At 68.7% G+C, this 13,182-nt stretch carries 14 protein-coding genes; 10 read left to right on the top strand and 4 right to left on the bottom strand.

The window, feature by feature from the left end; genetic code table 11:
- Positions 1-550: 550 nt before the first annotated feature.
- Together ACIHFD_RS59240 and ACIHFD_RS59235 are read right to left on the bottom strand one after the other, a co-directional pair.
- Positions 551-676: a hypothetical protein gene (locus tag ACIHFD_RS59240; protein ID WP_397374451.1), complete on the bottom strand. Its 126-nt coding sequence runs from the start codon at positions 674-676 to the stop codon at positions 551-553.
- A 397-nt stretch (positions 677-1,073) separates the two neighbouring features.
- A complete protein-coding gene (locus ACIHFD_RS59235) occupies positions 1,074-1,685 on the bottom strand; it encodes a TetR/AcrR family transcriptional regulator (protein ID WP_397374450.1) in 612 nt (203 codons plus the stop codon).
- A gap of 99 nt (positions 1,686-1,784) precedes the next feature.
- On the opposite strand from ACIHFD_RS59235, the gene ACIHFD_RS59230 reads away from it, so the two are divergent.
- From ACIHFD_RS59230 to ACIHFD_RS59205, 6 genes are all read left to right on the top strand, one after another.
- Positions 1,785-3,275, top strand: coding sequence for a carboxylesterase/lipase family protein (locus ACIHFD_RS59230; RefSeq protein ID WP_397374449.1), 1,491 nt, complete (start codon positions 1,785-1,787; stop codon positions 3,273-3,275).
- Positions 3,276-3,499: 224 nt separating this feature from the next.
- The gene (locus ACIHFD_RS59225; RefSeq protein ID WP_397374448.1) at positions 3,500-3,823 is read left to right on the top strand and encodes a hypothetical protein; all 324 of its coding nucleotides are present in this window, start codon (positions 3,500-3,502) and stop codon (positions 3,821-3,823) included.
- 639 nt (positions 3,824-4,462) lie between these two features.
- Positions 4,463-5,149 carry an alpha/beta fold hydrolase gene (locus ACIHFD_RS59220; protein WP_397374447.1) on the top strand — a complete coding sequence of 229 codons (687 nt, stop codon included), beginning with the start codon at positions 4,463-4,465 and terminating at the stop codon, positions 5,147-5,149.
- A 493-nt stretch (positions 5,150-5,642) separates the two neighbouring features.
- On the top strand, positions 5,643-5,765 hold the full coding sequence (locus ACIHFD_RS59215) for a hypothetical protein (protein WP_397374446.1): 123 nt from the start codon (positions 5,643-5,645) through the stop codon (positions 5,763-5,765).
- A 202-nt stretch (positions 5,766-5,967) separates the two neighbouring features.
- Complete coding sequence (locus ACIHFD_RS59210; protein WP_397374445.1) at positions 5,968-7,095, top strand: hypothetical protein; 1,128 nt, start codon at positions 5,968-5,970, stop codon at positions 7,093-7,095.
- 1,354 nt (positions 7,096-8,449) lie between these two features.
- Positions 8,450-9,643, top strand: coding sequence for a hypothetical protein (locus tag ACIHFD_RS59205; protein ID WP_397374444.1), 1,194 nt, complete (start codon positions 8,450-8,452; stop codon positions 9,641-9,643).
- Between the two features lie 123 nt (positions 9,644-9,766).
- Here ACIHFD_RS59205 and ACIHFD_RS59200 read toward each other — a convergent pair whose 3' ends face one another.
- Positions 9,767-9,955 carry an arginase family protein gene (locus ACIHFD_RS59200; RefSeq protein WP_397374443.1) on the bottom strand — a complete coding sequence of 63 codons (189 nt, stop codon included), beginning with the start codon at positions 9,953-9,955 and terminating at the stop codon, positions 9,767-9,769.
- A 392-nt stretch (positions 9,956-10,347) separates the two neighbouring features.
- Between ACIHFD_RS59200 and ACIHFD_RS59195 the strand changes: the two genes are divergently transcribed.
- A complete protein-coding gene (locus ACIHFD_RS59195) occupies positions 10,348-10,590 on the top strand; it encodes a DUF4158 domain-containing protein (protein WP_397374442.1) in 243 nt (80 codons plus the stop codon).
- Between the two features lie 128 nt (positions 10,591-10,718).
- On the opposite strand, the gene ACIHFD_RS59190 is transcribed toward ACIHFD_RS59195, so the two are convergent.
- Positions 10,719-11,621 (bottom strand): LysR family transcriptional regulator, encoded by a 903-nt coding sequence (locus tag ACIHFD_RS59190; RefSeq protein ID WP_397374441.1) that lies wholly within the window; start codon positions 11,619-11,621, stop codon positions 10,719-10,721.
- A gap of 188 nt (positions 11,622-11,809) precedes the next feature.
- Between ACIHFD_RS59190 and ACIHFD_RS59185 the strand changes: the two genes are divergently transcribed.
- From ACIHFD_RS59185 to ACIHFD_RS59175, 3 genes are all read left to right on the top strand, one after another.
- The gene (locus tag ACIHFD_RS59185; RefSeq protein ID WP_397374440.1) at positions 11,810-12,103 is read left to right on the top strand and encodes a DUF1330 domain-containing protein; all 294 of its coding nucleotides are present in this window, start codon (positions 11,810-11,812) and stop codon (positions 12,101-12,103) included.
- Between the two features lie 151 nt (positions 12,104-12,254).
- Positions 12,255-12,437: a hypothetical protein gene (locus ACIHFD_RS59180; RefSeq protein WP_397374439.1), complete on the top strand. Its 183-nt coding sequence runs from the start codon at positions 12,255-12,257 to the stop codon at positions 12,435-12,437.
- 110 nt (positions 12,438-12,547) lie between these two features.
- Positions 12,548-13,182, top strand: a 635-nt coding sequence (locus tag ACIHFD_RS59175; RefSeq protein ID WP_397374438.1) for a PhzF family phenazine biosynthesis protein, incomplete at its 3' end; no start/stop codon positions are given.

The following is a 13,182-nucleotide window of genomic DNA, read 5'->3' as shown; positions in this document are numbered from 1 at the left end:
GGTCCACCTGCTGATCAGCTCATCCTGTTCCCAGTCGGTACGCACGTCGGAGTTCCTCCCCAGGCCCATGCCATCAACGGCCCCGATCACCATCGAGAAGCCCGGCCGTCGCGGGCATGCGAAAGGGCCCGCCGGTGGCGGGCCCTTCGGTCTGTGGGGTGGCGCGGTGCGGCGCCGGTGTCGGTGGGGCGTGCTACTCGTCGCGGTCGGCCTCGCTGTGACGTACACGAACGGAAGTTGTGCTGAGGCTCAGTGGCGCAGTGCCCCAGTACCTCGCGGCCACTGGCTTTCGGATAGCCGGGCGGGCCCCGAACTGCGCAATGGGCCGTGACCTCGTCAGGCTGTCTCTGTGTCGGCGGGTCGGGCGGGCACAGAGCCAGGTTCGCCGTCAGACCAACGAACAAAGTCAATGTCCCTGACGTGGTCGGTGGTGCCGTGGTGACAGAGGGCGTCGACCCGTCACCATGGCCTCTTCGCGAACGGCGCCCCAACCCATACCCTGAGTCGTACCTCGCTGGTCAGCCGCACAACGACGCTTTGAACCACGCGCTCAGCGCTTGGCCTGCTGGTCGGCCTCGCTGACGCGGGCGCCGGCCGCCCACCGCAGCTCGTCCCGGAAAACCGGATCGTCGGCCTGTTTGGTGACGACGTCGACCCCGGCCGGCACCTCTCCCACCCGGCCCAATGCAGGGCACCGCCCGCCGTACGCCGGGGGAAGCGCATTGTCCGTCCGAAGTGGAGGGAACCGAGGACGGGCGTGGGGCGGTGTCAGCCCAAGAGAGCGCAGACCGTAGAGGCTCGGGCTGCTATTTCTCCGCTGTTCGCTTGGGTGAGGGCGACGTCGGTGAAAGCCATCCGGCGGCCCAGCTTCGTGACGACGGCTTCGATCCGGACGTCACTGCCTGTCACCGCCTGCTGGAACATCGTGGACTGTTGTACCGTGGTCATCGGCCTGTACGCGCCCAGTACCACCGATCCAGATCGGCAGCCGGGCGGACACCGCCCGGACGAGCCGCCTTTGGCATCATCGCCGGTGATGGACCGCCGACCCTGTCCCTGCGCGCAGGCGCAGGTCACGCACTCCGATCGTTCCCGCTGAACAGCCTGTCCAGATACAGGTCGATCGCGGCAAGCGCGTCCCGGGGCCTGATCACGTCCAGTTCGATCAGGGGGGCGAAGCCGGTGAGGGCGAGGAGCAGGTTGGTCTCGGTCGCCGGGTCGCAGTGAGAGTCGATGTGCCCGTCGGCGATCGCCTGGCCGACCAACCGCTCGACGAGGGCCCGTCCTTGGACGAGGCCGCGGCGCGCCTGCTCGTGCACGGCCTCGTCGTGCAGCGCCTCCAGGACGTAGGCGGCGCTCATCCGGCTGGTCGCGCGGGCGTCGGCATGCAGGGGGAGCATTTCCGCGAGCGTCAGTCGCAGCACGTCACGGGGGTGCGGACGGTCACCGAGCTTCTCGAGACCCTGGCCGACGCGCAGCGAGGTCTGCTCTGACGCGAAGTCCATGGCGAAGGAGAGCATGGCGGCCCGGGAGGCGAAATAGTGCTGAAGTTGCCCGAGGGAGATGCCCGCCTCCTGCGCCACCACGCGCATCGTCAGTTGCGTGACGCCGCGCTGCTCCACCACCCGCCACAGTGCGCGGGCGATCGCTTCGCGACGTCCGCGGTGATCCACCTGTTTCGGCATCGCCGGCCTCTCCCTCGTACCCCGGAACTGTTCCCATACAGTTGACATAATACACTTGACCTATAACCCTGAGAGGGTCCACCCGAGGAAGGAACCGTCATGCCCGACCAGCCAAGAGTGCGGACCACGGAGGGCGTGGTGCAGGGGCTCCGGCGCCAGGGGCACGCGGTGTTCCGCGGCATCCCCTACGCCCAGCCCCCGGTCGGAGCGCTCCGCTTCGCCGCGCCCGCCCCGCCGCACCGCTGGGAGGGGACGAGGCAGGCGGTCGAGTTCGGCCCCGTGGTGCCGCTGTCCCTGCCGATCGACGTGCCCCCGCAGGGCACCGACTGGCTGACGCTCAACGTCGGCACTCCGGATCCGGGCGCGGCGGGACTGCCGGTGCTGGTGTGGATCCCCGTGGGCGGCTACCTCTCGGCGGCGTCGAGCGACCCGATGTTCGACCCGGCGGCGCTGGCCGAGGCGGGACTCGTCGTGGTGACCATCAACTGCCGCGTGGGCGCGGAGGGTTTCGCGTTCCTCGACGACGCGCCGCCCAACCGCGGATTCCTCGACCAGATCGCGGCGCTGGAGTGGGTGCAGCGCAACATCGCCGCCTTCGGAGGCGACCCCGGCAGGGTCACCGTGGCCGGGGTGTCTGCCGGGGCAGGGTCGGTCGCCGCCCTGCTGACGATGAAGCCGGCGCGCGGCCTGTTCCGGCGGGCCATCGCCCATTCGGTGCCGGGGCTGCACAGCACCCCCGCGCTGGCACGGCAGGTCACCGCCGCGTTCGCGGACCGGCTCGGCGCGGCGGCCCCCACCGCCGAGGCCCTGCGCGACATCGACCCCTGGCACCTGGCCGCCGAACTCACCTCCTTCAACGCCGGCCTCCACGCGCACCGGGAGAGCTGGGGACGCCTCACGGAGACCGGCACCGCGCTGTGCCCCGTCGTCGACGGCGAGGTCCTCCCGGAAACGCCCTGGCCCGCGCTGACCGGCGCGCGCGCGAGCGGGACCGAACTGCTCGTCGGCCACACCCGGGACGAATTCCGGTACTTCAGCGTCATGAGCGGACGGTACGGCACCTTCACCGAGGAGGACGCCCACGCAGCCCTGGAACTGCTCGCCCCGCAGCCGGACGGCGCGCGGGCCTACCGTGCCGCGTTCCCGCAGGCAGGCCCGGAGGAGCTGGTGGAGACGGTGTACTCCGACGCCCTTTTCCGCATGCCGTCACAGAAGCTGGCCGAGGCGAACGCCGCAGCCGGCGGCACCTCGTACCTGTTCGAACTGTGCTGGGTTGCCCCGGCCCTCGGCGGCATCCTGGGCGCCTGCCACAGCCTCGACGTGCCCCTGGCGTTCGGCACGCTGGACAGCCCCGTCGGCACCCAGCTCATCGGCGAGGAGCCCTCTCCCGAGGCCGTCGCGCTCTCCCGCGAACTCCAGGAGGCATGGGTCCGCTTCGTCACCACCGGCGACGCGGGCTGGTCCGCCCACCGGCCCGGCGGGCACCTCACCCGCGTCCTGGACACCGAGTCGAAGACTCTGCCCTACCCCGAACAGGCATCCCGCCGGATCTGGGAAGGCCACCCTCCCGCCCCCTTCGATCTCTCGTAGGGGGGGCGACACTGCAGGCAGGCCGGCTCCGGAGTCCCAGCCGTACTCGAGCCACTCGGGTGCCGACCCCCTACAAGGGCCGCGGGCGCGCAACCGGCGCGATCCTGTAGCGCGGCTCCCGGAGCTACCCGCCGGTGCGAGTTCAACTGCGGGGCGAACCCGGTGGAATGGACCCGTTACCGGCACATCGTGCCCCCCGCTGGCTATCGCGTCTGCCTCCTCCGGTGAATGAATCCGAACGGATTCCGGCACGGGACGCGTTCGGCAGAGGGGAGAGCGGCGACCCGGTCGTGCTGACCCGGCGCGGCCCTGGCCGCAACGAAGCCCTGCTGCTGCCGGTCGAGGCCACCGCGGTATGGCAGCGCCACCTCGCCCAGCAGGAAGCCGAGCGCGAACAGCGTGCGCAGGAGGAGGCCCTAGGCGAGCGGCTGCCGACGACTCAGCGGGTGCCGGCGACCACCCGCCACAGACGGTCAAGCGTCTCCGTTTATACAGGTCAGAGGCTATTTTGTTGGAAATTTCTTCATTGCTGCCGGGACCCCATGTAAGGCACGTGGGGTTCAGGCAACGTGCCCGAACAATATCCAGGGGTCTTCGGGCATGTTGGGCACGTGAGGCATGCTGACTTCCACCACGGACCCAGGGCTGGCAGTGTTCGCCGACCTCGAGCTTGCGGCCCGATGGCATGCCTTCCACCAAGAGCACGCCGTACTCGGCCTGCTGTCGGCATCGGAGAACCGGCGCCGCTCGCGCGCCTGACGGCAGGGCCTGGCCGATTCAGGGTCTGTCCAGTGATCGACGTGCACCGTGAGGCGCCGTGATTTGTTCGGAGGGGAGACCTTCGCCGCCTGCCCTGTCGCAGCAGGGCCTCGGCGGCGCCGCGGGCTAACGTGCTCAACCATGGCGTGGGCCTGTGGCGAGGACGTCCGCGTTGGTGGGTTGTTTGGCGGTGGGGCTCGGTTGGGGTTAAGACGTACGGGCGGAGCCCGTTCCTTGTCCTCGACGAACGGGTCAAGGCCGCTCGCTCCAACGTCCGTTTCCAAGAGCGGCGAATCGCCTACCTTGAAGCCCGCCTCCTCGACCACGGATCGGGGACGTAATACCTGTCGCCACTACATCACGGCCGGCGGCAGCCGAGAGGCGGAATCGGGTTGCAGTGGCGGCCGCCGGGCCGGGAGAGTGCCACGATGACGGAGATTCTTCTCTTGCCCGGCGGTGGGCGGAGGTCCACGGACTGGCGGCTCGCTGCGCCGTTGCTGGAGGCAGCGGGGCTACGCACGGTGGCGGTCGAGTTGCCGGATCTAGGCTCGTGGTCTTGGGCTGGAGCCGTCGAGTCCGTGGGTGAGGCGATCAACGACCACGGCTTGGAGCATCCTGCCGTGGTCGGGCACTCGCTGGGCGGCATCGTCGCGGCCCTGTGGGCCTCAGAGCATCCCGAGTGCCCGCTCGCGGTCAATCTGGACGGGCATACCAATCCCACCGGGCCCTTCGACGGAGTCGACCCGGTCGGTGCCGAGCACACAATGCGCGCGTTCCTCGCCGAACAGACGGCGGGCGATCCGGGAATGACCCACTTCATCGCGCAGATGGACGCGCTCGACCTCATCGCCGTCTACCGGGCGGCCCGCTGTCCCCTCCTCGTCGTCTCCTCCAGCGGCTCGGACCTGAGTGCGATGTTGCCCCCGGCCGTCTCGGTGGCCTTCGACGCCTACGTCCGGGGCTTCGCTCGCGAACTGAAGACGGCCGCCGCGCAGACTCCGCTGCTCTCCCTCGCCGACCTGGCCACCGGCCACGACATGCACCTGGAGGCCCCGCACGAAGTGGCGCGCCTCGTCCTCGGCCATCTGAGCTCCGGCCACCGTCCGAGCCCGTAATCCCCAGCTCCCTCCCACCGCGACTGAAGACCATCCAGCGCCCGCTTCCGCGTGATCACGGCGGAGCGGACGCTGTCATTTCTCACCAACATGCCGACCGGGCCGCTCTGAGGAGGTGAAGTCGTCACGTCCGTGACGGTACGCCCGTTGCTCTGGGCACGTACGCTGTTCCGTAATGACCGTCCCAAAAACGGTCATTACGGGACAGCCCAGCAAGGCGCGGAATACCCGGCTGGTCGGCCCGGGGGGCGCCGTGATCGACTACAGCTAGTCGAGGACAGCCTCACGGCGCGCTGCGCAGCTCAGGGCCCGGGCGGCGGTCCGTCGGCCGGGCCCTGAGCGAGATGCTGGCAGCACTGCGCCCACCGACGGCCGATGCGGGGGCACCGCCCCCTGCGCCCCTGCTTCTCGCCAGAGGCAGGCTCCGGGATGGCCCGGGGCGCGGACCAGGCTGCAGGACTGGCGGGGAGCACGTGCCTGGCTCACCGGGACGATGGAGGACGCCCACCAGGCCGCCGACGCTCTGGAGACCGCCGTCAATGGTGTCACCCCGCACGAGCGCCGGGCCGACCAGGCCATGGCAGCCCTGCGGGACAAAGCAGCCCAGGAGGCATAGCCTCCTGTCCGTCGCTTTGATCCTTCGTGCTTGGGCCGGAGTTGGGACACCAAGATCAAGGACTGGATCTTGCCGGGATAGCCTGGCTTCCAGCGTCGGCCCGGCCCCGGGCGGTACGGCAGCGGCCGCGCCTCACCCCGGGCGCTGTAAGCCGGCCTGGGCCACCGACCGGGTGGTCGTCCCGGGAGAAGTAGGGGGAGACATGCGATTTCTGGAGCGGGAACGCGCCACTCTGGCGAAGCTGCTGCCGGGGCTGGACGAGAGCCTGCGAGCGTTACCCCTCATGGAGCTGGCGGGCCCGGATACCCCAGGCATCCAGCTCTTCCGCGACAGCGGCGGCTCCGGGCTGCTGGTGCCGAGCGGCTTCGAGAGGGGGCTGGGAGCCACCGCCGTGGACGCCCTGCGGGTGCAGCGCGCACTGGGGAGCAGGACACCGTCACTGGCCGTGGCCACCACCTGGCATCACTTCTGGGTGGCCACCCTGGTCGATCTGGACATAGCCAACAACCCATCGGCGATCACCGCGAGGCGGGTCACATCGGCGGCTTACGATGAACGCCTCGTGGCGTTCTGCCTCGCCGAGGAGCGCCCCGGCGCCGGAATGCTCTCCTCCTCGCTGACCGCCATGTACACGGACGATGGGTGGCTGATCAACGGGGTGACGCGCCCGTGCAGTCTGGCCCGGTCGCTGGACCCGTCGTGCGACTGGCTCGCCGTCATGGTCACGCTACCCAGCGACGGCGAGTACGGCGGGGCAGCGGCGATGGCGCTGGTGTCCCCAGATGCCGAAGGTTTGAGCGTCAGCGGGGCGGGGGCAGAGAGCGAGCAGGTCACCCTCGACAACGTCGTGGTGGACTCAACGGACTTGATGATCGACAGCCACGACGTCCCGGTGGACATACCGTTGACCGCGGGATCCGTCTGGTTCCAGCTGCTGATGACGGGCAGCTACCTCGGGGCCGCCAGCGCACTGGTCGAGCGGGTGCTGCTCAACGACCAGGTGCCCGAGTCCGAGAGGGTCCGGCTGCTGGTGGAGGCCGAGCTCGCGATGTCGGCCGCGGAGTGTGTCGCCCGCCGGATCGACGCCGGCGACCCGGACGAGTCGATGCTCGCCGACGTGCTGTATGTCCGGTACGGCGTGCAGGACACCCTCTCCCGGATGGTCCCGCGCGCGGCCGACCTGCTCGGTAACCTCGACTCCACGGCCTCCGACGAGGTCGCCCACCTCGCCGCCTTCGCCAACGGGCTGGCTCAGCAGCCGCCGACAGTGCCCCAGATGACCGGTCCGCTGGCGGCGTACCTGGCCGGGGGGCCGCTCACGCTCGCCTGATCCCAGGCGCCCAACAACCAACGGCTGTTCCTGGGCTCCTCGCCCCCGTGCCTGCCCGGCCTCAACACCATCTCCACCGCTACCGGCCTGGTCGACAGCCTCTTGCTCACCAGCTGAACCCCCGCCGGACAACGGCCCGGCAGCGGGCGCGAGCGCAGCTCGTGTACGTGATAATGGCCCATTATCACGTACATGGTGGCTGCGTCCGAAGGCGACATGGCGCACGTGGTGTCCCGCTGGCCGACGGGCTGCTCACCCTCGCTGATCCCAGGCGTCCAGAGCTGCGCAGCGCGCCGTGAGGCCGTCAGGCTGTCCTGGTGTCGGGCACAGAGCCGGGCGCGCCGTCAGACCAATCGGTTACTCCGCCGCTGTGGTGGTCGGTGCTGCCGTGGCCGCGAGCTCTTTCGCGCGGGAACCAGTTCCCGATACTTCTGTTGTCCGGCCACTGCGTGGTGTCTCACGCCGGTTTCAGCGCGTTGCACAACCCGTCGGGGCGATGACTCATACTTGGCAGCGGGAACAGGCCTATAGCGCCCAGAGCGGCGTAGATGATCTGACTGGCCGTAAACCATTCCACGGAATACTCTTGGGCGGTTTCGAAGGCGGCATTCCCGAAGAGGGCATCCTCGGCTTTAGTGAGGTAGCGCAGGGGCCGGGGGTCTGGTTCTCGGACATGGCATCACCCTGGCATGGTGGCGTTGCCCCGGCGTCATGGCCGCTTCGCGGGCAGCGCCCTTCCCCCCGGGCTCCTGCGTCGTACCTCACTGGGGATTCCGGGCCCCGCGCAGAAGGGATGAACGGCGGACGCGCCGGCCGATACTGCGCCACGGCCGCCGCTGCCGGGGAACGCCGACCACCTCCTGATGATCACCGCGCTTGCGGGACAGGGCCGCGAACCTCGCGCTTATGGCTGCCCGGTTCAGCACCGTGCCTTTACCTGCCTGACAAGATCATCTCGCTCTGACCTGCGAGAAGGGGCCAAGAACCCAAGATAACTATCGGCGGCTCGGCAATTGCCGGCGGGGGCGTCGGGCAGGGCGGCGACCTGGCGGATGACGAGGTCGAGGGCTTGGCGCCCGAGCGGCTCGATCATGGCGGGGGTCAGGTCAAGGGGGGACAGAAGCGGGTTCAGTCATGCCGACACGGTAGGGATGCGGCCTGCGATGTTGATTGAACGCAATTGCACGTAAGTCAACGGCGTGCGCATCCGTCCTTGGTCACCGCGACGCGGGCAGATCGAGCGCGCCGAGGTGCGGCCGGGCAACGATTTCCGCAGGTGGTATTCGCGCGGTATGTATGAAGTCCGGGGATCTTCCTGGCTTGCTCGCCGAACTGCGGGAGGTAGGGGACCGTCATGAGCGACGCGGCAGCGGACATGATCGAGCATGAAACGCACTGGTACGGCGGTGATGTGACGCCATACCAAAACAAGGCGCTGGAGCTCGACAATATCGTCAAAGCACAGCAGGACACGGCCGTTAAGCTGCTGAAAGCGATGTGGGCTGCCGGTCAGGCGCGCGGGCTCGTCGCCGACGACTTCGATACTTCGGAGATCAGGGGCCTGTCGGGGCGGCCACACCCTCTCGTCACCGCCATATTCAATGGGCAGGTCAACACCTCCATGGCAGGACGCCCTTGTGCCCCGAACCTTGGGGCGATGCCCGCGTACACCGATGAGAGCGCCGCCCCGGCCAGCGACAAGGCGCGCGATGTGATCGCCCAGGCCACGGCATCCTCGCCCCTTGACTCCCTTTACGACGACGAACGGGATCCCCCTTTCGTCGTGTACACCGAGAGCGCCAAGTTCGCCGCCGCGCAGATGCTGGACATGTTGTGGGCCGTCGGTGAATCCTTTGGCCTCAGCGCTGACGACTTCTTGGACCCGCTCGACCCTTCCCGCGACAGCGCTGGACCGCTCGCCCGAGCGGCAGTGGCCGCGCACGTGAACGCTTACGGCCGGGCGTCGGACCTGGTCACCGACGACCCGCGCCAGAAGATGCTGGCCACTCTCTCCCGTGCCCCCCGCGACCTTCAGTCCCAGGTGGATTGGAGAGATGGGGTAGAGGACATCGGCGAGCGAACGGGCGATTTTTATGCTCTGTGCGTTCGATTCCCCGGGCCATCGGCTGTCGTCTTCGAGGATTACGAAGATTCCGCGCTGTTGCTGGAGCGCAGTGCGGGCACGAAGCACCAATGGCAGTGGAACCTGCGAGGTGTCGGGCGATTCTTAGATCAGGACCAGCTCGAGGGCGATCGCAACAGAAAGGCGGGAGTGATCATTGGGTCGCCGTCGCCGGAGACCGCCGGTGGAGTCTTGCAGGTCGCGCTGCAGGCACTGAGAGGCGACATCCCGTCATGGTGGCGGCAGGAGCATGCCGTGACAGTGGTCACCCATGATGATGATTTCCCGTGGATTTACAACCCTTACTGGGACAAGCCCGAACCTCCAATTCCTTTCCAGAAGGTGTCGGGATATGAGTGGGTTTATCCTGACAAGACCGACTCTGACGGGAACTATATCTGGGCCAAAGACAATTCGGATGATTAGCTGATCCGATATCCGGGCGGCCCAGGCACCCTCACGCCCATTCCCTGTCGCCGGGGGATGGGCGTCGGCCGTGGCCTCACCCCCGGCCGCATCCCTCCATGATTCCGGCCACCATCGTCCCCATCAGCTCCTGATCTTCCGCCCTCCCGGTTCGTACTCCATGAGCCCGATCCCCACGACCTCGAACCGCTCACCCACCGCCGTGATCGGCGAGATGAGCTCGTCAGGCGCCAGCCCGCCAGGCGTCGGATATCCCACGCTCTCGAAGAACCGCGGGTCGAGCACATCGAAGTCGATATGCAGATAAACCACGAAGTCGTCAGCTGTAGGCGGTGGCAGCGGCAAGGAGCGTGCGCGTCCTGACTCCCACGGCACTTTAACGCCTCGGCCCGACAAATGGTCGCCACTGGGGGGATGCAGCGACCTGAACGACACCAGACCGTCGATTAAGGCCGCCCTAGCCTTTTGCTTCTTCCGCTTGCTCTGTCCAGCGGGCGAGTTCCTGACGGGTGGTCAGGATGTCGGGGTGCCCGGCGCCCAGGACCCGTTGGCGTACAGCGAGTAGTGCGGCGAGCTGGTCGCGGGCGGCGGCGATCGCTTATGGCTGCCCGGCTCGGGCACCGTGCCTTACATGCCTAACAAGATCATAGCGCTCTGACCTGCGAGAATGGGCCAAGAACCCAAGATAACGATCGGCCCGGGAGTTGCACGTGTTCTACACGCCGCAGACGGAGGAGATCGCGTGGGCGAATGGGCAGGTGCGGTCGGGCAGCCACCTGCTGGCACTGCTGGTGCAGCTGAAGTGCTTCAACCGGATGGGCTATTTCCCCCGGCTGGATGACGTCCGGAGGCAGTGGTGGCCCACATCCGCCGAGATCTCGGGCTGGGCGAGGACGTCGCCGCGGTGTACGACTCGGACCGGACCCGGGGCCATCATCGGATGCTGATCCGCCGGCGTAGCGAGGTCGTGTCGGACATTCAGCAAGACCGCCGTCGTCATCACCGCGAAGTCCGCCGGGCGCAAGGTCTTGGGGCTCGCCACCGCAGACGTCCGTCTCGCTTGACCTCTTGCGCGTCAGTCCGGCAGCCAGTGCAGCTCGTGCGCCAGGGTTTTGGCGACGGCACGGATGCGGTGGTGTAGTGGCGACGGCTCGCGTGGGAGGACCAGGTGGAACGTCAGGCTTGGCGCGCCCCGCAGCGGTCGCCAGGTGAGACCGGCCGGTTGTGCCGTGGCCGCGGCTTCTCCGGCCGGGGCGAGGGTGACCCCGTCGCGCAGGTCGCGCTGAGACATGTCGAAAGAGACTGCGGGCGTGTGGAATCGGAGGTGTGGTCGGGTGTCTCGGAACAGTGCGGACAGCTGATCGTGGATCACGGGGTTGGCCGCACGGTCCGGGAGTCGCAGCGGATACGCGGCCGCGTCGGCGATCTCGATCTCCGGGTGTTCGGCCAGCGGATGGTGCTGCGCCAATTGGACCCCGATGCGCGCACGCCGTAGCAGGAACCGGCGCACGCCACGGCCCGGCTGTTCACCGCGGGTGATCCCGGCATCGATGCGGCCGTCGGCGACCGCGGGGGAGATCTCCGGTGTCGCCATCGGGACCGCGCCGACCTCGAGTCCGCTGTTGCCGCGAATCAGCCTGTCCACCAGGGCCGGTGCCGTCTCGGCCCCGGCGCTGAGGCTGTATCCGATGCGCAGCGTGCCCAGTTCACCGGCCGCCGCGCTCCGGGCGGTGTCCCATGCCCGGTCCAGCGCCGCCAGCGCGGGCGGCGCGGACTCCGCCAAAGCCGCACCGGCCGTGGTCAATACGACGCTACGCGTGTTGCGGACCAGCAGGGCCGTACCGAGTTCCGCCTCCAATCGGCGCATCCGGGCGCTGAGTGCGGGCTGTGCGATACCGATCCGTGCGGCCGCGCGGGTGAAGTTCAACTCCTGCGCCAGCACCAGGAAGTACCGCAGGCTCACCGTATCCGGCGCCACGGGCCCTCCCTGCCGATTGATAACGATCCGTTCTGAGTCTATCCCGTACCGGTCTTTCCCTCGGCCGCACATCAAGCCCTAACCTGCGCATATGGCGATTCAACTGACCGCAGTACCCGTCGCCGGGATCGATCGATCTGAGTGTCAATTCGAAGTCGGACCTGTCCGGCCGAACACAGGAGGTTTCCATGGCTAAGGGCTACTGGGTCAGTGTCTACCCCGCCATTTCCGACCCTGAGAGGCTGACTGCCTACGACAAGCTGGCCGGTCCGGCTGTCCGGGCTGGGGGCGGGCGCACCCTGTCCCGTGGCGGTCGAGTCGTCGCCCACGAGGCCGGAATCACGCAACGCGTCGTTCTGATCGAGTTCGACAGCTTTGAACAGGCCGTCGCGGCATACGAGAGCGAGGCATACCAGAAGGCGCTGGTGGCCCTCCCCGACGGCGTCGAGCGCGACTTCCGCATCATCGAAGGCATCGACTGACGGGCGGGCCCAGCCATCGCTGAGCATCCGTCACCTGAAACGCACACGGTGCTGAACGACGACTCACGAGACGAGTTCGAAGCGATGCCCCGCGTCCCAGTTCGTCGTCGACGTCCTCGACGGCCTGCTTGCATGGCGCTACGGCTTCGACGTGGCGGCGACCAAGGGAGAAGCGCCGTATTTCGCGGTCTTCGAAGGCGACTTCGCTGACGCCGCCGCCATGGCCGCGGCGCGGGCGTCGCCGCAAGGCCAGCGGGTGGCCGCCGATGTCGCCAACTACGCCACCGGCGGTGCGGTCATCATCCACTATCCGGTGCAGGACGGCACCGGCTGAGGCAGGACGGTACGCTCCGGGACGCGTTCGGTCGGCCGTTGCGGCCAGGTCCGGCTCTCGGCGGAACGCCGTTCGCGGTTGCCGGTTCGTTGAGCGTCAAAGGTGGGCCGATGTCCTGGCCGGATGTCACGGTGGTTGATGCGTGCGTGCGGCGCGACGGCCGGGGCGGCAGCCCCACGGCCGTCACCGACGACGACCCGGCGGCGAGGGACGCGGACCGGCGTGCGGTCGCTGCTGCGGCCGGCACCTCGCACGCGGCGTTCCTCGGCCCGGGGCGGACGCCGGACGGTGGCTGGCCGGTCCGGTTCTTCACCGCCACCGCCGAACTGTCCGGCTGCGGCCATGGCACCGTTGCCGCGCAGGCCGTCCGGTTGACCCGCACCGCGCTGGGCGAGCTGAACGACCGCCAACACACCGGCGGGCGCACGTTCGACACCGTCGCGATCCGCCGCCCCGCCGGCATCGAGGTGTGGTTCGACCAGGGCCTCGTCGCGCTGCGTCACCCGGCGCCGGACGAGCGCGCCGCGATCGTCGCCGCGCTCGGGCTCACCGCGGACGACCCGCATCCGACCGACGCGCCACGGATCGCCGCGCCCGGCGCGCCACGCATGCTGGTGCCGGTCCACGACCGGTCGGCGCTGCTCCGAGTTCACCCACACCTCGGCAGGCTGACAGCGGCGTGCCAGCGGTACGGGCTCCTCGGCTGTTTCGTGTACGTACCGCCGCTGGGCGACCGACCGGGTGC

This window comes from Nonomuraea sp. NPDC051941 (assembly GCF_044593615.1).
The sequence above is the reverse complement of the archived record's forward strand: the minus strand, read 5'-3'. Positions and strand labels throughout refer to the sequence as shown.